23 protein-coding genes are annotated in these 25,004 nt (G+C 67.6%); 13 read left to right on the forward strand and 10 right to left on the reverse strand.

The window, feature by feature from the left end:
* Window positions 1-7 precede the first annotated feature (7 nt).
* The 3 genes from K8P10_RS07175 to K8P10_RS07185 are packed head-to-tail and all read right to left on the reverse strand — an operon-like array spanning window position 8 to window position 2,810.
* Window positions 8-1,228, reverse strand: a complete 1,221-nt coding sequence (locus tag K8P10_RS07175; protein ID WP_224781113.1) for a hypothetical protein — start codon at window positions 1,226-1,228, stop codon at window positions 8-10.
* Window positions 1,225-1,845, reverse strand: a complete 621-nt coding sequence (locus K8P10_RS07180; protein ID WP_224781114.1) for a bifunctional 4-hydroxy-2-oxoglutarate aldolase/2-dehydro-3-deoxy-phosphogluconate aldolase — start codon at window positions 1,843-1,845, stop codon at window positions 1,225-1,227. Before K8P10_RS07180 ends, K8P10_RS07175 begins: the two co-directional genes overlap by 4 nt.
* Window positions 1,842-2,810: a sugar kinase gene (locus tag K8P10_RS07185; protein ID WP_224781115.1), complete on the reverse strand. Its 969-nt coding sequence runs from the start codon at window positions 2,808-2,810 to the stop codon at window positions 1,842-1,844. Before K8P10_RS07185 ends, K8P10_RS07180 begins: the two co-directional genes overlap by 4 nt.
* A 147-nt stretch (window positions 2,811-2,957) precedes the next feature.
* On the opposite strand from K8P10_RS07185, the gene K8P10_RS07190 reads away from it, so the two are divergent.
* The 9 genes from K8P10_RS07190 (at window position 2,958) to K8P10_RS07230 (ending at window position 11,691) form a co-directional block, all read left to right on the forward strand.
* Window positions 2,958-3,620, forward strand: coding sequence for a HEAT repeat domain-containing protein (locus K8P10_RS07190; RefSeq protein WP_224781116.1), 663 nt, complete (start codon window positions 2,958-2,960; stop codon window positions 3,618-3,620).
* A gap of 9 nt (window positions 3,621-3,629) precedes the next feature.
* Window positions 3,630-4,646, forward strand: a complete 1,017-nt coding sequence (locus K8P10_RS07195) for a MerR family transcriptional regulator (RefSeq protein WP_224781117.1) — start codon at window positions 3,630-3,632, stop codon at window positions 4,644-4,646.
* A 349-nt stretch (window positions 4,647-4,995) separates the two neighbouring features.
* On the forward strand, window positions 4,996-6,093 hold the full coding sequence (locus K8P10_RS07200; protein ID WP_224781118.1) for an ABC transporter ATP-binding protein: 1,098 nt from the start codon (window positions 4,996-4,998) through the stop codon (window positions 6,091-6,093).
* Window positions 6,090-6,737 (forward strand): ABC transporter permease, encoded by a 648-nt coding sequence (locus K8P10_RS07205; RefSeq protein ID WP_224781119.1) that lies wholly within the window; start codon window positions 6,090-6,092, stop codon window positions 6,735-6,737. Before K8P10_RS07200 ends, K8P10_RS07205 begins: the two co-directional genes overlap by 4 nt.
* Window positions 6,737-7,438, forward strand: coding sequence for an ABC transporter permease (locus K8P10_RS07210; protein WP_224781120.1), 702 nt, complete (start codon window positions 6,737-6,739; stop codon window positions 7,436-7,438). Before K8P10_RS07205 ends, K8P10_RS07210 begins: the two co-directional genes overlap by 1 nt.
* Window positions 7,435-8,367, forward strand: coding sequence for an ABC transporter substrate-binding protein (locus K8P10_RS07215; protein WP_224781121.1), 933 nt, complete (start codon window positions 7,435-7,437; stop codon window positions 8,365-8,367). Before K8P10_RS07210 ends, K8P10_RS07215 begins: the two co-directional genes overlap by 4 nt.
* Before the next feature lie 158 nt (window positions 8,368-8,525).
* On the forward strand, window positions 8,526-9,059 hold the full coding sequence (locus tag K8P10_RS07220; protein WP_224781122.1) for a PadR family transcriptional regulator: 534 nt from the start codon (window positions 8,526-8,528) through the stop codon (window positions 9,057-9,059).
* Between the two features lies 1 nt (window position 9,060).
* On the forward strand, window positions 9,061-10,728 hold the full coding sequence (locus K8P10_RS07225; protein WP_224781123.1) for an AarF/ABC1/UbiB kinase family protein: 1,668 nt from the start codon (window positions 9,061-9,063) through the stop codon (window positions 10,726-10,728).
* Between the two features lie 78 nt (window positions 10,729-10,806).
* The gene (locus tag K8P10_RS07230) at window positions 10,807-11,691 is read left to right on the forward strand and encodes an SDR family NAD(P)-dependent oxidoreductase (protein ID WP_224781124.1); all 885 of its coding nucleotides are present in this window, start codon (window positions 10,807-10,809) and stop codon (window positions 11,689-11,691) included.
* Window positions 11,692-11,700: 9 nt separating this feature from the next.
* Here the strand turns inward: K8P10_RS07230 and hisD are convergent, their stop codons facing one another.
* A complete protein-coding gene (gene hisD / locus K8P10_RS07235) occupies window positions 11,701-13,017 on the reverse strand; it encodes a histidinol dehydrogenase (protein ID WP_224781125.1) in 1,317 nt (438 codons plus the stop codon).
* Window positions 13,018-13,089: 72 nt separating this feature from the next.
* On the opposite strand from hisD, the gene K8P10_RS07240 reads away from it, so the two are divergent.
* Complete coding sequence (locus tag K8P10_RS07240) at window positions 13,090-14,031, forward strand: LysR family transcriptional regulator (protein ID WP_224781126.1); 942 nt, start codon at window positions 13,090-13,092, stop codon at window positions 14,029-14,031.
* Here K8P10_RS07240 and K8P10_RS07245 read toward each other — a convergent pair.
* Complete coding sequence (locus K8P10_RS07245) at window positions 13,997-15,430, reverse strand: APC family permease (protein WP_224781127.1); 1,434 nt, start codon at window positions 15,428-15,430, stop codon at window positions 13,997-13,999. The genes K8P10_RS07240 and K8P10_RS07245 overlap by 35 nt on opposite strands.
* A 163-nt stretch (window positions 15,431-15,593) precedes the next feature.
* Here K8P10_RS07245 and K8P10_RS07250 point away from each other — a divergent pair, with 163 nt between their 5' ends.
* Entirely contained in the window at window positions 15,594-16,565 is a 972-nt protein-coding gene (locus tag K8P10_RS07250; RefSeq protein WP_224781128.1) for an NYN domain-containing protein, read from the forward strand.
* 4 nt (window positions 16,566-16,569) lie between these two features.
* Here the strand turns inward: K8P10_RS07250 and K8P10_RS07255 are convergent, their stop codons facing one another.
* From K8P10_RS07255 to K8P10_RS07265, 3 genes are all read right to left on the reverse strand, one after another.
* The gene (locus K8P10_RS07255; protein WP_224781129.1) at window positions 16,570-16,923 is read right to left on the reverse strand and encodes a DUF2200 domain-containing protein; all 354 of its coding nucleotides are present in this window, start codon (window positions 16,921-16,923) and stop codon (window positions 16,570-16,572) included.
* A gap of 40 nt (window positions 16,924-16,963) precedes the next feature.
* A complete protein-coding gene (locus K8P10_RS07260; RefSeq protein WP_224781130.1) occupies window positions 16,964-17,725 on the reverse strand; it encodes a response regulator transcription factor in 762 nt (253 codons plus the stop codon).
* Window positions 17,726-17,806: 81 nt separating this feature from the next.
* On the reverse strand, window positions 17,807-18,391 hold the full coding sequence (locus K8P10_RS07265; RefSeq protein WP_224781131.1) for a TetR/AcrR family transcriptional regulator: 585 nt from the start codon (window positions 18,389-18,391) through the stop codon (window positions 17,807-17,809).
* A 291-nt stretch (window positions 18,392-18,682) separates the two neighbouring features.
* Between K8P10_RS07265 and K8P10_RS07270 the strand changes: the two genes are divergently transcribed.
* Window positions 18,683-18,880, forward strand: a complete 198-nt coding sequence (locus K8P10_RS07270; protein ID WP_224781132.1) for a CsbD family protein — start codon at window positions 18,683-18,685, stop codon at window positions 18,878-18,880.
* 64 nt (window positions 18,881-18,944) lie between these two features.
* Here K8P10_RS07270 and K8P10_RS07275 read toward each other — a convergent pair whose 3' ends face one another.
* Complete coding sequence (locus K8P10_RS07275; protein ID WP_224781133.1) at window positions 18,945-19,511, reverse strand: GNAT family N-acetyltransferase; 567 nt, start codon at window positions 19,509-19,511, stop codon at window positions 18,945-18,947.
* A 47-nt stretch (window positions 19,512-19,558) separates the two neighbouring features.
* Here K8P10_RS07275 and K8P10_RS07280 point away from each other — a divergent pair, with 47 nt between their 5' ends.
* The gene (locus K8P10_RS07280) at window positions 19,559-20,071 is read left to right on the forward strand and encodes a DUF664 domain-containing protein (RefSeq protein WP_224781134.1); all 513 of its coding nucleotides are present in this window, start codon (window positions 19,559-19,561) and stop codon (window positions 20,069-20,071) included.
* A 37-nt stretch (window positions 20,072-20,108) separates the two neighbouring features.
* Here the strand turns inward: K8P10_RS07280 and K8P10_RS07285 are convergent, their stop codons facing one another.
* Complete coding sequence (locus tag K8P10_RS07285) at window positions 20,109-24,947, reverse strand: NAD-glutamate dehydrogenase (RefSeq protein ID WP_224781135.1); 4,839 nt, start codon at window positions 24,945-24,947, stop codon at window positions 20,109-20,111.
* Window positions 24,948-25,004 lie beyond the last annotated feature (57 nt).

The following is a 25,004-nucleotide window of genomic DNA, read 5'->3' on the forward strand; positions in this document are numbered from 1 at the left end:
GAGCGCGTCAGAAGAACGTCTCCACGGCCTCCGTCACCACTCCGTCGCGGTCGGCGATCGGCACGAGTCGCCACTTGTCGAACGCCGTGCAGGGGTGGGAGAGGCCGAGTTTCACGACGTCACCGATCCTGACCGATGCGTCGCCCTTCCAGCGCAGGAACGTGTGCTGGTCGTTGAGGGCCGTGATCTCGGCGTCGATCTCGCGCTGGGTGCCGCCGAGCTCGGCCGAGGCTCCGATGACGACCGGGAGTCCCTCGTCGAACGGGATGTCCCGCTTGCCGGCGTCGAGAAGCGCGAGACCGGGTTCCGGCTGCGACACGACACGCGCGTACGCGAACATCGCCGGGATGAGCGGCACATCGTCCCCGGTGTCGCGCGAAGCGTCGAGCGGTGAGATACCGCGGTAGAAACCGCTGTCGTGCACGAGGTAGGCGCCAGAGCGGAGGATGGCGCGCGCATCGTCGACCCTGCCGAGACTGTCGGCGACGAGGTCGAAGAACGCGCTCCCTCCCGCGGTCACCCACGGCGTCCCGCTCACGAGCGGACGCACCCGGTCCACGAGTGCCGCGAGGCGGTCGCAGTAAGTGCTGACGGCGGCGAGACCCTCGGGGGATCGATCGTGCGCGAGCGCGCCCTCGTACCCTGAGACGCCGCGCAGCGTGAGGCGATCCGACGCGGCGACCCGCTCGGCGATCGTGACGGCGTCATTCTCGTCCCTGGCACCGGTCCGGCCTCCGGTAGCACCGAGCTCGACCAGCACACCGATCCGGCAGCCGCTCGGCAGAATGCGTTCCATGCGCTCGACCGTCGCGACCGAGTCAACCCAGCAGACGAGCTCCTGATCAGGGTGCGCATCGAGCCAGGCGGAGAGCCGGAGCAGGAGTTGCGGATCGGTGCAGCCATTCGCGATTTGCACCGTCGGCACTCTGGCGCGCAGTGCGACATCGGCCTGCCAGCCCGTCGCCACCGTGATGCCGGTCGCGCCGGCCGCGAGTTGCCTCCGCCAGAGTTCGGGGGCCATGGTCGTCTTGCCGTGGGGCATGAGCTCGAGACCGCGACGTGCGGTCCACGCGGCCATGGCATCCAGGTTGTGCTGCAGCGCCTCCGCCTCGAGCACGAAGAGCGGGGTCGAGAACTCGGCGATCGGAACGCCAAGGTGGTCGATCGCACGACCGGCGAGGTCGAGTGGGAAAGACTTGTCGTCTGGTGTGACGGTGCGCGCGGTCATCGGGGCATCACCTCTGCGAGTCGTGCGAGTTCTTCAGGGTCGGCGAGTGCGGAGCCGACGGCGACGACACGCACTCCGGCGGCGAGGAACTGGGGTGCGTTCCTGGCGTTCATGCCGCCCGTGGCGATGAAGTTGATGTCGGGGAAGGGGCCTCGCATCGTCGTGAACCACTCGGTACCGAGCACCGAAGCGGGGAACGCCTTGAGCCAGCGGAGCCCGGCCAGGCGTGCGAGCTGCACCTCGGTCGCGGTGGCGACGCCGGGCAGCGACGGCATGCCGGCCGCCTCGCTGGCACGGACCACGTCGATATCGAACCCCGGACTGACGGTGAACGCGGCTCCCGCCTCGGCGGCGAGCTGCACGGTCTCATCGTCGATGATGGTTCCGGCGCCGACCTGCTTCCCGCGTTCGCGCCCGGCGGCGACGACCGCGGCGAGGGCGTCGCGATCCTCATCGGACTGAATGGGGACCTCGACGGCATCGATGCCGAGATCCCAGGCGACGCCGGCGAGTTCGAGGCTGCGCTCGACGCCCATGCCGCGCAGGATCGCCATGATGGGCGCCCGCGCGAACGCCTCCGTGAACCATTCGTCGCTTGCTGAGGGGGAATCGATCATGATCGTGCGCTTCCTTCCGTGGCGGTCGGGGTGCCGGCCGAGTCTGAGGTCGGCAGGTGGTTCGTGGGTACGTCGTGCGTGCTGGAGAGGGCTCGCGCGGCGCAGGCGTGGCCCCGTGCAACGCGTGCCGCGGCGTCGTCACCGGCGAGGAATCCGTCGAGCCAGCCCGCCGCGAACGCGTCACCGGCGCCAACGGCCTCGACGACGTCGACACGAAGCGCTGGGACGGTGGTGGTGCCCGCGGACGAGAACTCGACAGCCTCGATATCGGCGTCCTTGACAACGAGGTGCGGGGCGGCGGAGAAGACGCTGCGTACGTCGGCGGCCGTGGTCGTCCCCCAGAGTGTCTCCGCTTCATCGCGCCCGACGAGCACGATGTCGGCGCGGAGCGCGGTCTCGCGAATCACCTCGGCGGCGACGGCGAGGCTCGGCCAGAGCGCCGGCCGGTGATTCACGTCGAAGCTGATGAGCGCGCCTGCGGCTCGTGCCTCGTCGATAGCTGCGTGGACGAGTGCGCGACAGGAATCGGACAGAGCCAGGGTGATGCCCGAGAGGTGGAGTACCCCGACCTCGGTCCAATCGATGCCGGTGAGGTCGTCGGGGGAGAGGCGGGAAGCCGCGGAGCCGCGGCGGTAGTAGGTCACGCCGTTGCCCGGGTCCTTGACGTACAGGCCGGTCGGGGCCGAGGGGTCCAGTCGCACCCGCTCGGTTGCGACGCCGTGCGCGGCGATCCTGGACAGTGTTCTCCGGCCGAGTGCATCATCGCCCAGTGCGCTGAACCACTCCGCGCGACGGCCGGCCGAGGCGAGGTGCGACGCGACGTTCGATTCGGCGCCGCCCGCCTCCACCCGGAAGTCGTCCGCGCGCTCGACCGGTACGGCGGAGGCCGGCACCACGAGGGCCATCGTCTCTCCGATGCACAGGACATCGATGGGTCGGGGGTTGTCGGGATCGCATCCTCGCACCAGTCACCTCGGTTCGCTTGTCTGAACTCAAATTATCGAGGCTTGACGAAAATAATGCAAGCGTGCGCCCTTGACCCTCACATCGTGAGAGGCTGTGTAATCGAGGGTGCACCGCGCGTACCGCGGCACACAGCATCGGAGGCTCCCATGACACAGAATCAGGCATCAGCCCTCGCCGCCGCGTTCACGGCACCTGACTCGTCGACCCGTCTGCAAGCAGCGCTCGACGCCGGATCCCGCCCCGACGACGCGTTCGTCGCGGTACTGCTCGCGCAGTGCGCCGTCGAACCCGACTTCTTCGTCCGCGACATGCTGACCTGGGCCCTGGTCAGGCACGATCCGTCAGTCACGTTCGACCTGCTGCTGTCGGAACTGCGCCGGCCGGAACCCCAGGCCAGGAGTCAGGCCCTCCACACGCTGTCGAAGATCGGGGACCCGCGAGCCTATCCCGAGATCACGGCCTCACTGCTGCTCGACGAGGACGACGAGGTGGCCAGGGCCGCCTGGCGCGCCGCCGCCGGACTGGTGCCGGGGAGCGCGGACGCGGCGACCCTCGCCGAAACGCTGGCCACGCAGTTCGCGAGGGGCGGCGACGAGGTGCGTCGCAGTCTCAGTCGTGCGTTCGTCGAGCTCGGCGATGCTGCCGCACCCGCCATCGCTCGAGCGCGGCGCGATGCCGATCCCGAGGTGCGCGCGCACGCGATCGCCACGGCACGCCTGCGAGAAGACCCCGAGGCCGGTTTCACCGACCTCATCGCCGAGGCGCGACGTGCGGTCGCGCTGGACGCGGCACCCCGGCAGAGTGGATGAGGGCGGGCGATGCTGATCGGCGAAGTCGCGAAGCGGTCGGGGGTGAGCGTCAGAATACTGCGGCACTACGACTCGCTCGGCCTGGTGTGCCCTGCGGGGCGCACGGCTGGCGGGTATCGCGAATACGTCGCAGCTGATGTGCATCGGCTGTTCGCGGTGGAGAGCCTCAGGACGCTGGGGCTCAGTCTGCACGAGATCGGCGAGGCGCTGGACGCGTCGGATTTCACGCCGGTCGCGATGATCGACGAGCTCGTACTCCGGACGCGGGAGCGCATGCTGCGCGAGGGCGAACTGCTCGAGCGTCTCGAGCGTGTGCGTGCGGGAGAGCCGGGGGACTGGGACCAGGTGCTGAGTGCCGTCGAACTGCTCCGCGGTCTCGGCGCAGGCGATGCGTCACTCCGGCAGCATCTGGCGCATCGATTGGGCAGCGACCTGCACGGCCTCAGGCACCTGGATGTACTGGTCGAAGCGGTCTTGAGCGAGCAGGACCTGAATACCGCCGGCGCACTCGACTGGGCCCTCGCGCAGGCGGGCGATGACGCGGTACCGGCGCTCACCGACGCGCTCGGGGACCCCGCCGCCTCGAGGCGCCAGAGGGCGGTTCTGGCTCTGCGCAAGATCGCGACCCCCGTGGCTCGGCGCGCTCTGGCGTCGATGATCGAGCACGAGGATCCGTTCGTCCGGGGCTGGGCGGCCATTGTCGGCGGTGAGGATGGAGAGGCGCGCACTCTCGCCCCGCTCATCAGCCTGGTGGTCAGCGGGGATCGCGACGTCGAGGCGTCCGAGGCGCTCGGCCTTCTCGCGCGCGACCCTGAACAGCAGGGGCGCGTGGTGCGCGCGATAGAGGGGGCCCTCGACGGCTCGGACGCCGATGCTCGTTTGCGGCTGACCCAGGCGATCGCGGAGATCCCAGGAGACGATGCGCTGGATCTGCTCGCGCGCCTCTCCGCGGATCCGGAGCGCCGAGTCGCGCTCACCGCAGAGTATCTCCGTGGAGAGCGGGCGCCTCAGCAGGGGCCCCGCTGACCACGCTCTGAACGGACTGTCGTTCTCACGGCGCCCTGTCAAGGGGGCGGCTCACACGCAATCTTTATTCGTTCGTTATCGGTTCGGCTGTTGATCCCATCGCAGAACGCGGCTGAAACCCGGCCCGATCCCAGTTGGCGTAAGGGATCCGCGCCGATGCGATGCGGTGCGGACGGCCGCGGTCCCCGATGTGTGCGCCTCGCGACGAGGTGGCAGAATCGCGCGGAACACCCTGCACAGGTGGAGATGCCTCCGCTCGCTCGCTACCGTTAGGGATCACGATTCACTCGACACCGCTCTCGATCCACCGTCACGCCTCACGAACGGAAGACCTCGCAGTCACCACGCCATGATCGAATTCTCTGACGTCACCAAGGTCTACGACGATGGCACCACTGCGGTCGACGACCTCACCATCACCGCTCCGACGGGCAAGATCACCGTGCTGGTAGGCCCGTCGGGCTGCGGCAAGACCACCACGCTGCGCATGGTGAACCGCCTCATCGAGCCGACGAGCGGCAGAATCCTGCTCGGCGGCGAGGACAGTGGCCAGATCGACCGGATCCAAATGCGCCGCAGCATCGGCTATGTGATACAGAATGCGGGCCTGTTCCCGCACCAGACAGTCATCGACAACATCTGCGCCGTGCCCTACCTGAACGGGGTGAAGCGAGCCGAGGCCAGGACCAGGGCGCGCGAACTGCTCACCCTCGTGGGGCTGGACGATTCGTACGCGAAGCGGTACCCGTGGCAGCTGTCAGGCGGGCAGCAGCAGCGCGTGGGCGTAGCGCGGGCGCTGGCCGCCGACCCGCCCTACATGCTTATGGACGAGCCGTTCAGCGCCGTCGATCCGATCGTGCGCAAGCAGCTGCAGAGCGAGTTCCTGCGTATCCAAGGCGACCTCGCGAAGACGATCCTCATGGTGACGCACGACATCGACGAGGCGCTGCGCCTCGGCGACCAGATCGTCGTCTTCTCTGACGGGGGAGTCGTCGCTCAGAGCGGGACGCCGGCGGAGATCCTGGCTCGCCCGGCGAACCGCTTCGTCGCGGACTTCCTCGGGGCGTCCCGCGGGTACCACGCGCTCGGGTTCGAATCGATTCGCGATCTCGAGCCGCGGCAGACGCCCGTGTTCACCCTGGGCGCCGCTGCGATCGCCGCCGATGAACCATGGGTCGTGGCGGTCGATCAGGATCGCCGTCCGCTCGGATGGGTGCAGCCCGCGCGGGTCGGCGCTCGGACGACCGCTGACGACGTGCAGACCGCGTCGGCGGTCGCGCTCGGCAGCGGCACGCGACGTGAACTGCTCGACGCGGCACTCGCGAGCCCTGAGGGTTCAGCGATCCTCGCGCACGATGACGGCACATACGCAGGGACGGTGCACCTCGACGAGGTCATCAGGTCGGCGGTCGACGCCCTCGGCGAGGAACGGGCGGCGGCGCGGTGAACTTCGACTGGGTCGTCTCGAACGCGAACCAGATCTGGAGCCTGACACTCACCCACATCTGGCTGACGCTCCTGCCCACCGCGATCGGTCTGCTGATCGCCGTTCCGCTCGGGTACGTCGCCCATCACTGGCGGCGGGCATACCTGCCGATCGTGGGCGGGACGAGCCTCTTCTTCACGCTGCCGTCGCTCGCGCTCTTCATCCTGCTGCCGCAGTTTCTCGGTACCCGGATCCTCGACCCGATCAACGTCGTCGTCGCTCTGGTCATCTACAGCGTTGCGTTGCTCACGCGGGTCGTGGCCGACGGGCTCAGCGCCGTGCCGACGGAGTCCGTCCAGGCGGCCGAGGGGATGGGCTTCAAGCGGTCGGAGACCTTCTTCAAGGTCCAGCTGCCCATCGCAGTCCCGGCGATCCTCAGCGGGCTCCGGGTGGTCGTGGTGACCAACATCTCGATCACGACGATGGCGGCGATCATCGGCGTCGAGCAGCTCGGCACGCTGTTCACGCTCGGGTTCACGAGAAACCTTCTCGTGCCCATCGTCACGGGTCTCGTGATCTGCCTCCTGCTCGCACTCCTGCTCGATCGTCTCCTGGTGCTGCTCGGCCGCATCCTGACGCCGTGGGCCCGGAAGGGAGCGCTCTGATGGACGTCTTCTCCTGGCTCACCGATCCGGCCAACTGGTCGGGGAGCGGGTCGATCCCGTTCCAGACCGTCACCCACCTCTGGTACTCCGCCGTCACGGTGCTGATCGCCGCCGCGATCGCGGTGCCCCTCGGCGTCTTCATCGGGCACACCGGCAAGGGCGAGAGCCTCATCATGGGATCGGTGAACGCCATGCGCGCGCTCCCCACGATCGGCCTTCTGATCCTCCTCGTGCTCATCTTCGCCCCGATCCTCGCGAATCGTCTGGCCTTCGTGATCCCGGCTCTCATAGTGCTGGTGCTGCTCGCGGTACCGCCGATTCTCAGCGGGGTCGCGAGCGGGATCCGCGCGATCGACCGGTCGGCGATCGACGCGGCTCGAGGCATGGGGTACTCGACGTGGCAGATCGTCTGGAAGATCGAGCTTCCCTGCGCGCTGCCCCTCGCGCTGTCTGGAGTGCGCGCATCGACGCTGCAGGTGGTGTCGACGGCAACCGTCGCCGCATTCGTCTCGCTGCAGGGCCTCGGCAGATTCATCATCGACGGGCGCGCAGGCAACAACTACGCCGAGATGGCAGGTGGCGCGATCCTGCTCATCGTCCTCGCGATCGTGCTCGAGGGCGTGTTCGCCCTCGTCGCCCGCCTCAGCATCTCGCCAGGGCTCACCCCTGGCGTTCCGACCACGACAAGGAGAAACTCATGAACACGAAGATGAAAGGACTGACCGCCGGACTGGCGATCAGCGCGCTCCTCGGGCTGACCGCGTGCGGCGGCGGGGGAGATCCGCTCGCGAACGACGGAGGCGACTCGGGCGGTTCTGGCGAGTCGATCACGGTCGGCTCGGCCGATTTCGCCGAGAGCCAGCTGCTTGCCACCATCTACTCCCAGGCCCTGAGCGGCGCGGGGATGGAGGTTCAGGAGCAGTTGAACATTGGCAGCCGCGAGGTCTACATCACAGCCCTCGAGGACGGCTCGATCGACCTCATTCCCGAGTACAACGGCTACCTGCTCGAAGAGCTCGACCCCGAAGCCGACACGTCTGACCGTGACGCGATCGCCGGGCAGCTCGAGGAGACGCTTCCCGATGGGCTGATGGCTCTGGACCCCGCGAGCGCCGAGAACACCAACACGCTCGTCGTGACCCAGGAGTTCTCCGAGAAGCACGGCGGTCTCGAGACGATCTCCGACCTCGTCGAGGCCGACGACGGATCCTTCACCCTCGCCGGTCCGCCCGAGTGGAAGACGCGCCCCAACACTGGTCTCCCCGCGATCGAGGAGTCTTACGGCGACGACTTCTCGGATCGCTACGAGACCCTCGACGGCGGTGGACCGCTCTCGCTGTCCGCCGTGGTCAACGGTCAGGTCGATGTGGCGATGCTCTTCAGCAGCGATCCGGCGATCGCCGAGAACGACCTGGTGGCGCTCGAGGATGATCAGGTGATCTTCCCGCCGGCGAACATCATCCCGCTCATCAGCTCGGACAAGGCTTCCGATGAGGTGGTCGACGTACTGAACGAGGTGACTGCCGCGCTGACGATCGAGGACCTCATGGAGATGAACGGCCGCGTGAATGCGGGCGACGACCTTGGCCAGATCGCGAGCGACTGGCTCGAATCGGTCGACCTGGCATAGTCTGCGGGTCTTCACGATCGCGAATGACGTGATCGCCGAGAGGGGCGTCGGAGTTTCGGCGTCCCTCTCGGTGTACCCACAGGTGTGAGGGGTTCCCGCAACGACCTGTCGGCGATATATTGCTGAGTATCGTTCGTACTCAACCTCTGGAGGTCATCATGAACGGTCACTTCACATCACGCGGTTTCGGCGAAACCGGATTCTGGGACGCCATGGAGCACCTGCGCAGCGGCTTCGAGCAGCGCGTCGCAGGCCCGCGCATGGCGCGAGGCGAGGTCCGCGCGGCCGTGCTCGCACTTCTCGCGGAGCGCCCCATGCACGGGTATCAGATCATCCGGGAGATCGAGCAGCGCAGCGGTGGCGCCTGGAAGCCGAGCCCCGGCTCCGTGTACCCGACACTGCAGCTCCTCGCGGACGAGGGGCTCATCACCGCCGAGGAACTGTCGGGACGGAAGACGTACACCCTGACGGAGGAGGGCCGAGCCGAAGCCGATGCAGCGGACCGGGCTCCCTGGGAGACGGCGGCTCCGAAGGATCGTCCGTCCGGAGGCCGTTTGCCGAAGGCCGGGTACGAGCTCGCGCAGGCGGCGGCCCAGGTGCAGCGGAGCGGCACGTCGGAGCAGATCGACGCTGCGGTCGAAGTGCTCGCCGAGGCGCGGCGGAAGCTCTACGCGATGCTCGCCGAGAGCTGACGTGACGGCCCACCGGAGGCGCTACCGGCGGATCCTGAGGTTTGCCGCGCGGTATCTGGCGCAGACGTGGTGGTACGAGATCGCGCTCCCGAAGTTCGGGCTGGCGCGCCTCGCGGAGCGGACACGGACCCGGCGCATGCAACGGATCGCCGAGCGCTTCCACGCCCTCGCGATCGAGCTCGGTGGACTCATGATCAAGGTCGGCCAGTTCCTCTCCTCCCGGCTCGATGTCCTCCCGCCCGAGATCACCGCGGAACTCGAGGGTCTGCAGGACGAGGTACCTCCTGTCGCGTTCGCCGAGATCCGGGAGCTCGCCGAGCGGGAGCTCGGGATCCCACTCGCTCGTGCATTCGCCTCGGTCGATGAGCGCCCCGTCGCGGCGGCGTCGCTCGGTCAGGCGCACCGTGCAGTGCTCGCGCACAGCCTTGCCGAGGAGACGGGCATCACCGCAGTCGTGCTGAAGGTGCAGCGACCGGGGATCGACGCGATCGTGGACGTCGACCTCGCCGCGCTCCGGCGAGTCGGCGGGTGGCTGAGCCGCGTGCGGCTCGTCTCCGATCGTGTTGACGCCCCGCAGCTCGTCGAGGAGTTCGCGCAGACGAGTCTCGAGGAGATCGACTACCTCGCTGAAGCCGCGCACGGTGAGCGCTTCGCCGAGCTGTTCAGCGGCGACGATCGGGTTTCCACGCCGGACATCGTCTGGGAGCGCACCTCGCGCCGGGTGCTCACGCTCTCGGATGTGAGTGCGATCAAGATCACGGACGTCGACGCCCTGCGCGTCGCAGGGATCGATCCGCAGGAGGTGTCCCAGCGCTTCGCCGACGTGATGTTCGACCAGCTGTTCACCTTCGGGTACTTCCACGCCGACCCCCACCCGGGAAACATCTTCGTAGCGCCGCGGGACGACGGCACCTGGTCCCTCGCGTTCATCGACTTCGGCATGATGGGGTCGGTCCCAGATGAGATCCGGCGCGGGCTGCGGGCACTGATGATCGCGGTCGCCTCTCGCAACAGCAGAGGGGTGGTCGCCGCCGTCGAGGAGGTCGGGGTGCTTCTGCCGTCGGCCGATACCCGAGAGCTCGAACGCGCGATGACGGCACTCTTCTCGCGCTTCGGCGGCATGGGATTCGCCGAGCTCCGGGAGGTGGATCCGCGCGAGTTCCGGGACTTCGGACTCGAGTTCCGCGACGTGATCCGGTCGCTCCCGTTCCAGCTCCCCGAGAACTTCCTGCTCATCGTGCGGGCGATGTCACTCACCTCGGGAGTGTGCACCTCGATCGATCCGGCCTTCAACCTCTGGGACGCCGTGGAACCCTACGCGTCGCAGTTGCTGCGCGAGGAACGCGGCAACCTGGCGCGCGAAGTCACCGACAATGCAGTGACGGCGCTCGGGACCCTCGCCGCCATGCCGCGCAGGGTCGACGCGTTTCTGACCGACGTGGACGAGGGGCGCCTCACCTTCGACACCTCAGGAGTGGAGCGGCGGATCGCGCGTCTCGAGCAGGTCGGACGCCGGGTGGTGTCGGCCGTGCTGTTCCTCGCCCTGCTCGTCGGCGGAATCCTGCTCATGCCCGATCATCCGCTGCCCGGGGGTGCGTTACTCGTCGCGGCCGTCCCGTTCCTCGCGCACGCGCTCCTCGCCGGCGCCCTCGGGCGCCCGCCGCGATGACGGAGCTACGGAGACATCTGAGGTCGTCATCGGCCCAGCCTACTGTTGCTGCAGCGCTTGCTCTGGGAGGATCGAGCCATGGGGCAGAGCATGGGTGAGCAAGAGCACGCAGGGGGAGACATGACCGGTCGGCACGGGCAGCGGGAGCCGCGCAGCACGTTGCTCGTCGGAGCGGGAAAAGTCGGCACGCGCCTCGGGCGTCGGCTCGTGGAACGCGGTGGACGGATCTTCGCCCTCAGGCGTGATCCGAGCGCGCTGCCATCGACTTTCACGCCGATCGCGGCGGACCTCACAGCGCCGGTCGAGATCGCGCTTCCCGAAGTCGACGCCATGGTGATCACGCTCACACCCGGTACGCCAGCCCCCGTGCTCGAGGAGAGCGCGTACCTCGCGGCGCTCCGTCACCTGGCAGCAGCGCTTCCCGTGGTCCCGCCGCGAGTGACGTTCGTTTCATCGACGGGTGTGTTCGAAGGGCGCCCGGTAGGGGAAGAACGCTCCGAAGACGACCTGCCTCAGCCGGAGACCGATCGCGGCAAGCTGCTCCTCGCCGGCGAGCGCACCGCGGCTGACCTCTTCGCTGCCGACGTGGTGCGTCCGGCAGGGATCTACGGCCCGGGGCGCGAGTTCCTCATCCGGAAGGTGCTGACCGGGGAACCGATCGCGATGCGGAAGGGCACGAACCGCATCCACGAGTCCGATCTCGTGACCCTCCTCGAGATGCTGATCGCCGAGGACGGTCCGAGACCGGGGCTCGTGCACGCCGTCGACCGCGCTCCGGCGCCCATGGGCGACGTGGTGGCGTGTATCGCGGACCTCCTCGGTGTCGCGCTCCCGCCGGCCCTCGAACCCGATCCTGGCGGGGGAGCGATCCTCCGCGGGCGCATCGAAGAGTTCACCGGGGCTCTCCAATTCCCCACGTACGTGGAGGGGTACACCGAGATCATCTCGAAGCGGGCCGGCTGAGGCGCGCGGCTACCGCTCCCAGCGATCGAGCCGCATCTGAGCCGTCGCCTCATGCGCGGCCATGCCCTCCGACCTCGAGATCGTTGCGGTCGCCGGGGCGACCAGCGGCGTCGCTTCGCGTTCTACGCGCTGGTAGGTGAGCGGCTTGAGGAAGCGCGCGACGGAGAGGCCTGCGCTGTGCTTGGCGCCGCCAGCGGTCGGGAGGGTGTGGTTCGTACCCGCCATGCCCTTGTCTGAGTATGCGACCGTGCTCCATTCGCCGAGGAACACCGACCCGTAGTTGCGGAGCCGGTCGTGGTACCAGGCGTCGTCGGCTGTGAGGATCTCGAGGTGCTCCGGGGCCAGATCGTCCATGAGCGCGACGGCGACCTCGGGGGAGTCCGCCACCGTGACCGACCCGTGGTCCCGCCACGCCGGCCCGCAGATGTCCGCGGTCGCCAGCGTCTCGAGCTGCCGTTCCACCTCGACGATCACCGCGGCCGCGTGGTCCGCGTCGGTCGTGACGAGAGCCGCGGGGGAGTTGGTGCCGTGCTCCGCTTGCCCGAGCAGGTCGGCCGCGACGATGGCCGGGTCAGCGCCGGCGTCCGAAAGGACGGCGACCTCTGACGGGCCGGCCGGCAGATCGATCGCGACCCGGCCGAACAACTGTCGCTTCGCCTCGGCGACGTATGCGTTCCCTGCGCCCACGAGCATGTCTGCTGGGAGGTCATCGATGAGGCCGAACGCCAGTGCGGCGAGCGCCTGCACCCCTCCGAGAACGAAGACGCGGTCGACACCCGACACATGGGCCGTGTAGAGCACGGCGTCGTTCGCGCCGCCATCGGGCTGGGGCGGTGTGCACGCCGCCACGTGCGGAACTCCGGCTGCCTTCGCGACGCCGACCGTCATGAACGCGCTGGCCGTCAGCGGGAATCTTCCGGCAGGGAGATAGGCTCCGACGCGACCCACCGGTACGTATCGGACGCCGGTGTGGAGGCCGGGTTCGAGCTCGACATCGAAATCGACGAGGCCTTCGCGCTGCCGTTTCGCGAACGCCTGCGTTCGCTCAGCGCCGAGTTCGATCGCCTCGCGAAGCTCGGGTGCGAGACGATCGCCGCTCTTCGCGACCCGGTCTGTCGAGAGCGCGAAGTCACCACCGGTCCAGCCGTCGAGGTCCCTGGCATACTCCAACACCGCGTCGAGGCCTCGCCGCTCGATGTCGATGAGCATGAGTGAGACCGTCTCGACGACGCGGGGATCCCGCTGCGCCGCAGGGGTATCGAGAGGTGTCTTGAGTCGCGTGAAACGACCGTCGTACTGGGCGAGGAGGGCGGGAGTGAACTGCATATGGTCATGCTAGGAATTGATCGGACCCACGCACAATGGGGCGAAGATCTTGAGAACACATAGGGTGAAGCTATGACACTGACGCAGCTGCGCGCGTTCATCGCGGCGATTGAGGATGGTTCGTTCACCGGAGCGGCAACGCGCCTCGGTATCGCCCAGCCGACCGTGTCGTCGCTGATCCGGAAGCTCGAAGAGCACCACGGCTTGCCACTCTTCATTCGCACGGGGCGCCGGCTCGAACTCACCGCAGCCGGGGCGGAGCTCGCGGGGTGGGCGCGCCAGATCGTCGAGTCGGCGGATCGCGCAGATGAGGCACTCATCGAACTGCGTGGTCTCGAACGCGGGTCCATCGCTCTCGGCGTGCTGCGGAACGCGAACTTCTACTTCCTCCCGGACGTCGTCGAAGCGTTCCATCGACGTCGCCCGCAGGTGCAAGTGCGACTCTTCGGTCAGAACTCGTTCGAGGTCGTCGAAGGGGTGAAAGCGGGGCGATTCGAGGCGGGCATCGTCGTGCTCCCCGTGCCGGACGAGGAGCTCGAGGTCTTTCCCCTGCTGCGAGACGAAGTGCTGTGGGCCAGCGCCGATCCGGCTCGGGTCTCCTCGCCGGTCACGATCGAGCAGATCGCGCAGGGTCCCTCGGTGCTCTATGACGCCAGCCATAGCTGGAACGACCCGACGCGGCGGCAGCTCAGCGAGCGCGCTCAGGAGCGCGGGCTGCGGATCGAACCCATCGTCGAGGTGGAGTACCTCGAGGCGGCGCTCGAACTCGTGCGCCGGGGTATCGGCGACACCATGGTGTCTAGTGCCGTCGCCCAGAGCGGTGCGTTCCCCGAGGGGATCCACACCGCTCCGTTCGCCGAGCCTCTCTACGACACCATTGCCTTCATCCGCCGGGCCAATAGTGTTATGCCTCCGGCGATCCTCGAGGTCGTGGATCTCGTGGGCAAGGTACTCCGTGATCGGGCTTCCGCTGCTACGGTCAGCGTCGCTCGCGTCGCTCCCGAAGAGTATTGAGCAGAATCGCCTCCGTCCGCACGCCGGCCTCGATCCCGCGCGGGATCCTGAGGAGGAACACCATGCCAATCGCCCACCACAGCAGACAGAGGATATAGGACATGGGGTCGATGCTCGCGGGCATACCCGGCACGTAGAGGGTCAAGAGGCCGAACGTCAGAATCGCTCCGAGCACCCCGAACATGACGCCGACTTTGCCCTTCCCCGAACGGAACGGACGTTCCATCTGGGGCTCGCGCCGGCGAAGCATCAGGAACACGATGCAGACCAGGAAGTACGTCACGACGATGCTCGGTGATCCCGAATCCACGAGCCAACCGAGCATTCCCGTGCCGAAGAACGGTGCCGCGACGGAGAGCGCTCCAATGAAGAGGATCGCGTTGCTCGGGGTGTTGAACCGGGGGTGCAACTTGCCGAACCAGCGCGGCAGCATGCCGGAATGACCCATGGCGTACATGAGACGGGACGCGCCGATCAGGAGGGCGATCCACGAGGTCAGGATTCCGGCGATTCCTCCGGCGAGGAGGACGTTCGCCATGAACTGGCTGTTCCAGAGTGCGCCCATGGCGTCCGCAGTGGCGAGATCGCTCGCGGCGAGCGCCTCGCGACTCATGGCGGAGGAAGAGGTGAAGATCACCAAGACGTACCAGATCGTGGCGATGAACACGGATACCACGATCAAGCGTCCGATGCGGCGCGGACTCATGTTGAGTTCTTCCGAGGCTTGCGGGATCACGTCGAACCCGACGAACAGGAAGGGCACGACGACGAGCACGGTGAACAGGCCTGCGGAGTCTGTGAAGAACGGCTCCATGTTGCTGACCGACCCGTTCATGAAGCTGCCGGTCGCGAGCAGGACGCCGACAACGACGAGGAATAGGACGACGAAGGTCTGGACGACCCCGGCGACCTTGATGCCGATGTAGTTGATCGCAGTGATGATGACGGCTGACACGGCGCCGATGAGCGCCCAGGTGAGTGCGACTTCCGATCCGAATATGGAATACATGGGATTGTCGAGAATCTCCGGCCAGATGTAGGAAATCGTGCGGGGGAGTGCAACTGCCTCGAACGCGACGATGCTGATGTATCCGCCGGTGATGCCCCAGGAGCCGACGAACGCCCAGCGCGGACCCATGCCCCGCATGAGGTAATGGTGCTCGCCACCCGCTTTCGGCATCGCCGAGGTGAGTTCCGCGTAGAGGTAAGCGACCAGCGCCATGATGAGTCCGCCGCCTCCCATGGCGATCGCTGCGCCGAGGGTGCCGGCATCCTCAAGCCACCCTCCCGAGAGCACGACCCAGCCGAACCCGATCATGGCGCCGAAACCCAGCGCGTACGAATCGAAGGCGTTCAGGGCTTTCTTGAATCCGGGGCCGTTCTGATCGGAAGTCTGCATGGGCTGTCCTTTCACCGGGTGACGGGAGTTCTCCACACGGTATTGCAGCTCCCGGATCGGGACAATGGTGCGGAGCGGGGGAGAGTGCATAGGGTGAAGCTATGCCGACCGCCGGTTTCCGGTTGTTCGGGCCTGGTTCTGCTCGACCTGGCAGACTGGGAGGGTGGCAGAAACGCAAAGCGGCCGGGTGGCCGTCTATCTCGACTTCGATAACGTCGTGCTCTCCTGGTATGACCGGGTGCACGGCCGCAACGCCTACTCCCGCGACCGCCAGCGCATCGCCAATGAGCCGGACAACGCCGAGGTCGCCTCGCGACTCCAGGCCGCCGTCGTCGATGTCGGCGCGATCATCGACTACGCTTCATCGTTCGGCACGCTCGTGCTCACGCGCGCGTACGCCGACTGGTCCGCCCCGGTCAACGCGGAGTATCGTTCGCAGCTCGTCGCGCGTGCCGTCGACCTGGTGCAGCTCTTCCCGGCAGCGGCGTATGCGAAGAACGGTGCCGATATCCGTCTCGCGGTCGATGCGGTGGAGGACATGTTCCGTCTCGACGATCTCAGTCACGTCGTGATCGTCGCCGGAGACTCCGACTACGTACCGCTCGCGCAGCGGTGCAAGCGGCTCGGCAGGTACGTCGTGGGCATCGGGGTGGCCGGCTCGACGGCGAAGGCGCTGACCGCGGCGTGCGACGAGTTCGCATCATACGATTCGTTGCCGGGGGTTGAGCGCCCGGAGCGCGAGGCGACGGCGAAGCCGGATCGGCAGCGCAAGCGCGAGACGAGCTCTCGTGAGGCCGCGGCCGTCAGCCGGTCCGAGGCGCCGGTCGCCGCGCGCCGTGAGCAGATCGCCTCAGACGCCGCCGATGATGAGCGCGCCGAAGCGGGCGAGGATCCGGAGATCGCCGTCACGGGTCTGCTGATCCGCGCGCTCTGGCTCGGACAGGCGAAAGACGACTCGGGGTGGCTCTACAGCTCCGCCGTCAAACAGCAGATGCGACGCATGGATCCGTCGTTCAACGAGAAGGCACTGGGGTTCAGCTCGTTCTCCGACTTCCTGAACTCTCGCTCCGACGTCGCCGAACTGGAGGAGGAAGGGCACGAACGCCTCGTGCGTCTCCGTGAACAGCCCGAGTGAGGCGTTACGCGTCGCGTAGGATCTTCTCCATCGACTTGCCGCGTGCCAACTCGTCGATGAGCTTGTCGAGATAGCGGATCTCCTGCATCAGGGGATCCTCGATCTCCTCGACCCTGACCCCGCAGACGACGCCGGTGATGCGTCGCCGCGCCGGGTTCAGAGCGGGAGCGCGACCGAAGAAGTCGGTGAAGTCGGTGCCCTCCTCGAAGTGGCGGTTCAACTCGTCCTGCGAGTAGCCGCTCAGCCAGCGGAAGATCTCGTCGACCTCGGCGCGCGTGCGCCCTTTGCGCTCCGCCTTCGCGATGTAGAGCGGGTAGACGCTCGCGACGCTCGCCGCGAAGATGTTGTACTTGGCCATGAGTTCCCGATCGTCGAGGTGCCGATGCGGGTAGCGTAGCTCATCCGGAGATATCCGCCGGATCGGCGGGCGGGACGCCGGCTTCGCGCGCCAGGAGTGCAGCCTGCAGTCGGGAGCGTACGCCGAGCTTCGCGAGCAGGCGGGTGATGTGCGACTTGACAGTGCCCTGGCGTATGCCGAGGCGCTCGCTGATCGCGGCGTTCGAGTGCCCGGCCCCGATCTCGCCGAGCACCTGCCACTCGCGCTTCGTGAGGAGCACGCCGTTGATCGTCCTGGCCCGTCCTCCGGATCGGCGCCCCCTTCCACCTGCGCGCGCGCCTCGGGGAGGCGCCTTCAGCGCCGAGAACACGCGGTCGGTCACTTCGGGAGCGAGCGCCCCAGCGCCAACGGAGACCTGTCGCACGGCGGAGATCAGGCTCGGCGCGTCCGTGGACTTCAGCACGAATCCTCTGGCGCCCGCGCGGATCGCGCCGAACAGCGCCTCGTCATCGTCGAAGGTCGTGAGCACGAGCACCTTGAGCCCGGAGCGGTGCAGCGTGCGGGTCGCCTGCTCACCCGTCATGCCGGGCATGCGGAGGTCCATGAGCACGACGTCGGGGCGCAGTTCCATCGCGCGTTCGACCGCCTCAGTCCCGCTCTGAGCCTCGCCGATCACCGTGATGTCGGGAGTGGCCTCGAGAATCATGCCAAGGCCCGCGCGCACCGCGGCATGGTCATCGACGATGAGGACGGTGACGGAAGGAGCCCCCTCGGCCGGCGGCGAGAGATCGAGCGTGGGGGAAGACTGTTGCGGAACACACATACGCTGAATCTTTCCACCCGCTGGAGCGGCGCGCGTCCCCCCTCGGTGCCATTCTCATGTGCACGAAAGTCGCAAGGCGTCTCAGGCGGAACGGAGCTCCCGCACCGCCGACGCCACCGTGCGCTCGATGAAGGCCTCGTCGATGGGCAGGCCGAGCGGCACGAGCAGACGTGAGAGCAGTGGGCCCGTGAGGAGGTCGCAGGCGTACTCGTCGTCGCCGCCTGCCGGGAGGTCGCCCCGATCCCGCGCGGTGGCGAAGACCTCGCGGAGCCGATCCCGACGGGGGCGCACCAGCTTGTTCACGTAGAGATCGCGGATCGCTTCGTTGGTCCGAGCCATGTCGAAGAGCGCAGGGAGGTTATGCCTGACGAGAGGCGAGTTGAACACCTCGACCTCGTGCTGCTGGAAGATGCGCAGGTCCGCCTCCAGATCGCCTGAGTCGCCGACCGAGACGTCGCCAAAGCGTTCAATGATGACGGTGACGGCGAGCTCGGCCAGGTTGGCGTAGCGCCGGTAAAATGCCGGCGCGGTGGTGTTCGCGGCCGACGTGATCGAGTCGACGCTGAGCTCGGAGAAGCCGCGCTCCTCCATCATGGTCTTGGCTGCTTCGAGGAGCTTCTTGCTGATCTGTGTGTCGAACGGGCGACCACCGCTTGTCGGGCTCATTCGGATAACGTTATCAGGTCAAAATAATGTCCCGCTATGGGTTGCGCTCCAGCGCGAAACGTGGTTCGGAGGAGCGCTACTGCGCGAACAGCGCCGCACTCCGAACACCGCCGCGGCGTCGGCGCGAGCATGGCACGGAAGTCCCGACAGCCCGTGCGAAAGCGCGCCCGGGCGGCAGTGTGCGTCGACGTGTAGCGGATCTCATCGTCCTCCCGCAACCCCTCACACGTCGCATACGCGTCGGGTACGGTGGAGGAGAACGTTGTGCACTACCAACCGAGGAGGTATGACATGTCAGCAGACGACAAAGCCGACAACAAGGCCGAGAAGTTCGGCGGCAAGATCAAGGAAGCCGTCGGCAAGGTGACCGGTGACAAGGAGACCGAGGCGGAGGGCGCCACGCAGGCGAAGAAGGCCGACGTCAAGGACACCGTGAACGACGCTACCGACTCGGTCAAGGGCGCATTCAAGGGAGCGAAGGAGGAGTAGTTTTCGGACTCCTCTGCACCGGGGCCGGATCGAGTCATCGATCCGGCCCTTGCTGTGTACCCCGCTACTTCGGGGGACGCTGCCCGTCTCGCTCGGGGACCGGAGGTCCGGCGGGGAAGTCGCGCCGCGTCAGGTCCATGAGCAGGCCGTCCTCGAGCGCGCCGCCCGGACGCACCTGGTAGTCGCGGAGCACGCCGACGCGCTGGAAGCCCAGTCGCTCGTAGCTGCGGATGGCTCCAGAGTTGTGAACGTTCGGGTCGAGGGTGATCCGGGTCATCCCCTCGGCGAACTCTCGCCCGATCGCGATCGCGAGCGCCTCCTCGCCGATCCGGCGTCCGCGCACGTCGGTGCTGATGAAGATGTGCATCACGGTCGTCGGGTACTCGGGGTCGTCCCCGCGGAACACGCACAGCACGCCGACCGTTCGACCGTCGACCTCGATGATGCGCGTCGTCTCCGGCCGGTCGATGAACTCGCTCCGCACCCGCTCCACGTCGTAGCCGACCCACCACTCGGCCACCTCGGGCTCGGAGAGGATCGATGCCAGCGGCACGGCATCGCCGTCAAGCGGGTCCCTGAGGGTCACGAGCGGTCCGTGCAGCGGTGATGAGGTATTTGAATCAGGTGCCATGCTGACATTCTCCACCTATTCCGGGTGCGGGGGTGGAGGATGGGTGCATGAACTCCATCGACATCCTCCTCGACCTCGCCGCGCGTCCGCTCGAGGCGGCCCGCGCGCTCCATCCGCAACTCACCGCCGAGCTGCTGAACGCGCACCCGCATCACGACAACTCGGTCGCCTGGCTGCTGTGGCACGCGGCGCGCGAGATCGACGCCCAGGTGTCGCATCTGTCAGGTGACGAGCCGGTCTGGACCGCGCAGGCTTTCGACAGTCGGTTCGAGTTCTCGGCCGAAGCGAACGACATGGGTTACGGTCACTCGCCGCGTCGCGCGCGGGAGATCGTGACGGCGGACGCCGGACTGCTCTTCGCGCACCTGGAGGCGGCCGTCGAGGCGCAGCGCGCCTACATCGGTGGGCTGGATCCAGCGGAGCTCGACGCTGTCATCGACGACTCGTGGGATCCGCCGGTGACGCGCGGTGCGCGTCTCATCAGCATCTCGGCCGACGCCGTCGCCCATCTCGGTCAGGCCTCCTACATCGTCGGCATGGACGAGGACGCCTTCGAATGACGGGGCGGGCACTGCGGCCCGCCCCGTCACTCCTCCGTCAGCGCACCAGGGAGCGGAGCTGCCGGAGCGCGACCGAGAGCGCCGCAATGCCGGGTGCATCGAGCGTGTGCACCGTTTCGAGCGCCTCCACGGCACGCGCCGCCTGGTTGCCGCCCGCGGCGATCCAGTCGGCGACTCGCTGCGCCGGATCATTCCCCGTCGTGGTATCGAGCACCGAAGCGGTCAGCGCCACGACGACCGAGTACAGATCGTCGCGCAGGGCCGCCCTGGCCATCGAGTCCCACCGATCCTCCTGCGGGAGTCGCGTGACGTTCGTGAGCAGGTCGTCGAACCGGATGAGTGCCGACAGCTCGAAGTACACATGGGCCACCGTCGATGCGTCCCACTCGCGGACGCGGGCGAGCTCGGCGATGTCGAGCAGCGACAGCGACGCGAGCAGACCGGCACCGGAGCGGGCGAGCTCAGGAGCCATCCCAGCGGCCTCGAACTCGGCGACCTGAGCACGGAACGCCTCGAGTTCGTCGCCGCGGAGCAGGTCGTCCATGCAGTGCGCTGACGCCGCCACCTGCTCCCGGAAGCTGTCGATCTCGGTGCCGACATCGATGCGGTCGGGCCGGTGCTGAACGAACCAGCGCGCCGAGCGGTCGAGCAGGCGTCTGAACCCGAGGTAGAGGCCGGTCTGGGTCTCGGTCGCGACCACGGTATCCGTCGCCTCCACCTGCTCGACGAAGCCGCGAAGGTCGAAGACCTCGCGCGAGACGACATAGGCGCGGGCGATTTGCTCGCTGCTCGCGCCTGTCTCGTCCGCCGCGCGGTAGGCGAACGTGATGCCCCCGCGATTCACCATCGAGTTTACGACCGAGTTCACGATGATCTCACTGCGCAGCGGGTGGGCGTGCAGCTCGTCGCCGTAAGCCTCACGGATCGGCGCGGGGAAGTACTCGGCGAGCGTCCGCTCGAACCACGGATCGTCGGCGAAGTCGGTCTCCGCGAGGTCGGACTTGAGCGCCAGCTTCGCGTAGGCGACCAGCACGGCGAACTCCGGACGGCTGAGGCCGACCCGCTGCTCGATCCGTGCTGCCACCTCCGCGGCGTCCGGGAGGTACTCGAGCTCGCGGTCGAGCTCGTCGCGACCCACGAGCCACTCGATGAGCCGCTCGTGAATCGGCAGCATCACCGCGGCGTTGGCGCGCGAGTTGCCGAGGAGCACGTTCTGCTCATAGTTGTCGCGGAGCACCTGCTCGGCGACCTCGTCGGTCATCGAGCGGAGGAGCTCGTTGCGGGCCTCGAGATCCATCCGGCCGGACTGGACAAGTCCGTTCAGGAGGATCTTGATGTTCACCTCTTTGTCGGAGGTGCCGACGCCTGCGGAGTTGTCGATGGCATCGGTGTTGATCTGTATCCCCGACTGCGCCGCTTCGATGCGCCCCCGCTGGCTCACGCCGAGATTTCCACCTTCGCCGACGACACGGACCCGCAACTGCGAGCCGTCGACACGGATCGCGTCGTTACCGCGATCTCCGATCTCGGCGTTCGTCTCAGCGCTCGACTTCACGTAGGTGCCGATGCCGCCGTTCCAGAGCAGGTCGACCGGGGCGAGGAGGACAGCGCGCTTGAGCTCCGTCGGGGTGAGCTTCGCGATCGAGGGATCGAGCCCGAGCGCTACCCGCATCTCCGGCGTGATCCTGATCGACTTCGCCGTGAGCGGGAACACGCCGCCCCCGGACGAGATGAGCTCGGCGTCGTAGTCCGCCCACGACGAGCCCGGCTGCTCGAACAGCCGCTGGCGCTCCGCGTACGAGGTCTCCGCGTCGGGAGAGGGGTCGACGAAGACGTGCCGGTGGTCGAACGCCGCGACGAGGCGAATGTGCTGCGAAAGCAGCATGCCGTTGCCGAAGACATCGCCCGACATGTCGCCGACGCCGACGACGGTGAAGTCCTCGCTCTGAGTGTCGTGTCCGAGCTCGCGGAAGTGCCGCTTCACTGACTCCCACGCGCCTCGAGCGGTGATCCCCATGCCCTTGTGGTCGTATCCGTCCGAGCCGCCGGAGGCGAAGGCGTCGTCGAGCCAGAACCCGTACTCTGCGGAGATGCCGTTCGCGATGTCCGAGAACGCCGCGGTGCCCTTGTCGGCAGCGACCACGAGGTAGGGATCGTCGCCATCGCGTCGGATGACGCGATCCGGAGCCACGATCTCTCCGCCGTCGCGATTATCGGTGATGTCGAGCATGCCGCGGATGAACGTGCGGTATGCGGCCTTGCCCTCGGCCAGCCAGGCCGCGCGGTCGCTGATGTCGGGAAGTTGCTTGGCCACGAAGCCGCCCTTCGACCCCGTGGGCACGATGACGGCGTTCTTCACCATCTGCGCCTTCACCAGGCCGAGCACCTCGGTGCGGAAGTCCTCACGACGATCGCTCCACCGCAGCCCGCCACGGGCGACCTTGCCGAACCTCAGGTGCACGCCCTCGACCTGGGGCGCGTACACCCAGATCTCGGCCATCGGGTGGGGTTTCGGCAGTCCAGGCACTCGGGCGCAGTCGAGCTTCATCGAGACCCATGGCTTCGGTTGGCCCGCGGCATCGCGGGTGTAGAAGTTGGTGCGCAGCGTGGCCTGGATGACTCCGACGAACGAGCGGAGGATGCGATCGTGGTCGAGACTGGCGACGTCGTCGAGCGCCTCGAGGAGGCCATCCGCAAGCACTTGGGTGCGCGACTCGCGGGCGTCGGTGTCTGTCGCGTCGGGCGCGGTCGTCTCCGGGTCGAATGCGGCGCGGAAGAGATCGACGAGGCCCGATGCGATCTTCGGGTTCGCGGTCAGCGCGGCGTCGATGTATTCGGTCGAGAACGCCGAGCCGATCTGCCTGAGGTAGTGGCCGATCGAGCGGAGGATCACGATGTCCCGCCACTCGAGTCCGGCTCGGAGCACGAGCGCGTTCAGGCGGTCGCTCTCGGCTGCGCCCGACCATGCGGCGCGGAATGCGTCTTCGAACGCCGACCCGCGTGCCGCATCGCCCCACAGCGCCGCGTCGGTCACGGTCAGACCGAAGTCGGAGAGGTGACGAGTCTCCCCGTTCGCGAGCTCGATGGAGTAGGGCCGCTCATCGATCACGTCTACGCCGAGAGCGGTCAGCATCGGCAGCACCCGGGTGAGGGGGTACTCCCGCATCGCCGCGACCGAGAGTCGACGCACGGTCGGGTCGGCCCCCGCGGGTGCGTAGAGGTGCACGCCGATATCGCTCTCGTCGGCGAGTCCCTCGAGGCGCGCGATGTCGCCCACGGCGTCGGCGGGCGAGACCGCCTCCTTGTACGCCTCGGGGAAGGCGGCGCTGTACCGGCTCAGGATCTCCCCGGCCTGCTCCTCGCCGTAAAAGTGGTGGAGCGCATCGACGAGGCCCGACTCCCAGGTGCGGATCGCGTCCTCGATCTGCTGCTGCAGCTGCTGCTCATCGACCTCGGGAATCGATGCGCCCTTCGGCATGCGCACGACGAAGTGGAGCTGCGCGAGCGGCGAATCACCCACGCGGGTGGTGTGCTCGATACGCTCCGCGCCGAACGTCTCGCGCAGCAGCGCTTGGATCCGCAGCCGCACCGTCGTGTTGTAGCGGTCGCGGGGGAGGAAGACGACCGCGGAGACGAGGCGGCCGAACTCGTCCTTGCGCAGGAAAGCGCGCGCTCGACGGCGTTCGTGGAGGCGGCTGACCTCGGTCGCGACCTCGAGCAGGTGCTCGACCGTGTCCTGGAACAGTTCATCGCGCGGGTACTGCTCAAGCGTCTGCAGAAGATCCTTGCCTGAGTGCGAGGTCGGGGAGAACCCGGATGCGGCGATGACGTCGCGCACCTTCTGGCCGGCGATGGGGAGGGTCAGCACCGACGTCGCGTAGGCGGCAGAGGTGAACATGCCGAGAATCCGCCGCTCGCCGGTGACGTTGCCAGCGTCGTCGAAGGTGCGCACACCGATGTAGTCGAGGTATACATCGCGGTGCACCGTCGCGCGCGAGTTGGCCTTCGTGATGGTGAGGAGCCTCGGTTCACGGGCGGTGCGCCGTGCTTCGGGCCGCAAGCGCACGACGTCTGAGGACTGCTGGCGCAGGATCCCGAGCCCGGTGTGGGGGAGGGGGCGCAGCACCTCCTCGTCGTCGACGGTGTCGAGAGCGTACTCCCGGTAACCGAGGAAGGTGAAGTGATCGTCCGCGAGCCAGTTGAGGAACTGGACGGTGGGCTCGACCGTCGCCTGGTCAACCGTGGAGGGGGCCTGGGTGCGCAGATCCGTCACGATGTCGAGGCACGCCCGGCGCATCGGACGCCAGTCCTCGACGGCGCTGCGCACGTCGTCGAGGACCTTGCGCAGGTGCTCGACGAGCTGCTCGCGATCCTCCTCGGTCGCCAGCCGATCGATTTCCAGGTGCATCCACGACTCGAGTTGACCGCCGTGGGCAGCGGTCTCGATAAGCGTGCCGTGATCGTCGCGCCGCACGGAGACGAGCGGATGGACGAGCAGGTGGACGGTCGACCCGAGGCGGGCGATGGCCGCAGTGACGGAGTCGACGAGGAACGGCGAGTCGTCGGTGCAGATGTCGACGATGGTGCGGCGCGAAGTCCAGTGGTGCTCCCGCAGCGTCGGTGTGAAGACCCGGATGAGGGTTTCCCCCGGCGAGCGCCGCGCGCCGAGCTCGACCATCGAACGGATCGCTCCAACCACGTCGCGTGGCTCGCGTTCGCTGAGGGTCTCGGTGGCGACTTGACCGAGGAGGTGCTCTACCCCCCTCCGCAGATCGGGGTCGAGGTCGCCGGCGGCCTCGAGAATCTGAGCGCGGACCTGGGCGGGGGCAGACACGATGCGTATCGACCTTTCCTCGTCGGGGGGAGTGACAGACACCGCCATCCTAGCGTCCGCTAGCATGGCGGGCAGGGTGCGAGAGCACCGCAGAGCGAG

Origin of the sequence: Leucobacter sp. Psy1 (genome assembly GCF_020096995.1) — a bacterium.
GTDB lineage: Bacteria > Actinomycetota > Actinomycetes > Actinomycetales > Microbacteriaceae > Leucobacter.

What these genes read in the sequence shown, in the direction of transcription:
- K8P10_RS07200 (WP_224781118.1), top strand. Translation starts at nt 4,996, where the DNA reads ATGATCGAATTCTCTGACGTCACCAAGGTCTACGACGATGGCACCACT.
- K8P10_RS07230 (WP_224781124.1), top strand. Translation starts at nt 10,807, where the DNA reads ATGGGGCAGAGCATGGGTGAGCAAGAGCACGCAGGGGGAGACATGACC.
- K8P10_RS07260 (WP_224781130.1), bottom strand. Translation starts at nt 17,725, where the DNA reads ATGTGTGTTCCGCAACAGTCTTCCCCCACGCTCGATCTCTCGCCGCCG.
- K8P10_RS07210 (WP_224781120.1), top strand. Translation starts at nt 6,737, where the DNA reads ATGGACGTCTTCTCCTGGCTCACCGATCCGGCCAACTGGTCGGGGAGC.
- hisD (WP_224781125.1), bottom strand. Translation starts at nt 13,017, where the DNA reads ATGCAGTTCACTCCCGCCCTCCTCGCCCAGTACGACGGTCGTTTCACG.
- K8P10_RS07240 (WP_224781126.1), top strand. Translation starts at nt 13,090, where the DNA reads ATGACACTGACGCAGCTGCGCGCGTTCATCGCGGCGATTGAGGATGGT.
- K8P10_RS07270 (WP_224781132.1), top strand. Translation starts at nt 18,683, where the DNA reads ATGTCAGCAGACGACAAAGCCGACAACAAGGCCGAGAAGTTCGGCGGC.
- K8P10_RS07215 (WP_224781121.1), top strand. Translation starts at nt 7,435, where the DNA reads ATGAACACGAAGATGAAAGGACTGACCGCCGGACTGGCGATCAGCGCG.
- K8P10_RS07255 (WP_224781129.1), bottom strand. Translation starts at nt 16,923, where the DNA reads ATGGCCAAGTACAACATCTTCGCGGCGAGCGTCGCGAGCGTCTACCCG.
- K8P10_RS07275 (WP_224781133.1), bottom strand. Translation starts at nt 19,511, where the DNA reads ATGGCACCTGATTCAAATACCTCATCACCGCTGCACGGACCGCTCGTG.
- K8P10_RS07195 (WP_224781117.1), top strand. Translation starts at nt 3,630, where the DNA reads ATGCTGATCGGCGAAGTCGCGAAGCGGTCGGGGGTGAGCGTCAGAATA.
- K8P10_RS07175 (WP_224781113.1), bottom strand. Translation starts at nt 1,228, where the DNA reads ATGACCGCGCGCACCGTCACACCAGACGACAAGTCTTTCCCACTCGAC.
- K8P10_RS07190 (WP_224781116.1), top strand. Translation starts at nt 2,958, where the DNA reads ATGACACAGAATCAGGCATCAGCCCTCGCCGCCGCGTTCACGGCACCT.
- K8P10_RS07180 (WP_224781114.1), bottom strand. Translation starts at nt 1,845, where the DNA reads ATGATCGATTCCCCCTCAGCAAGCGACGAATGGTTCACGGAGGCGTTC.
- K8P10_RS07245 (WP_224781127.1), bottom strand. Translation starts at nt 15,430, where the DNA reads ATGCAGACTTCCGATCAGAACGGCCCCGGATTCAAGAAAGCCCTGAAC.
- K8P10_RS07220 (WP_224781122.1), top strand. Translation starts at nt 8,526, where the DNA reads ATGAACGGTCACTTCACATCACGCGGTTTCGGCGAAACCGGATTCTGG.
- K8P10_RS07280 (WP_224781134.1), top strand. Translation starts at nt 19,559, where the DNA reads ATGAACTCCATCGACATCCTCCTCGACCTCGCCGCGCGTCCGCTCGAG.
- K8P10_RS07265 (WP_224781131.1), bottom strand. Translation starts at nt 18,391, where the DNA reads ATGAGCCCGACAAGCGGTGGTCGCCCGTTCGACACACAGATCAGCAAG.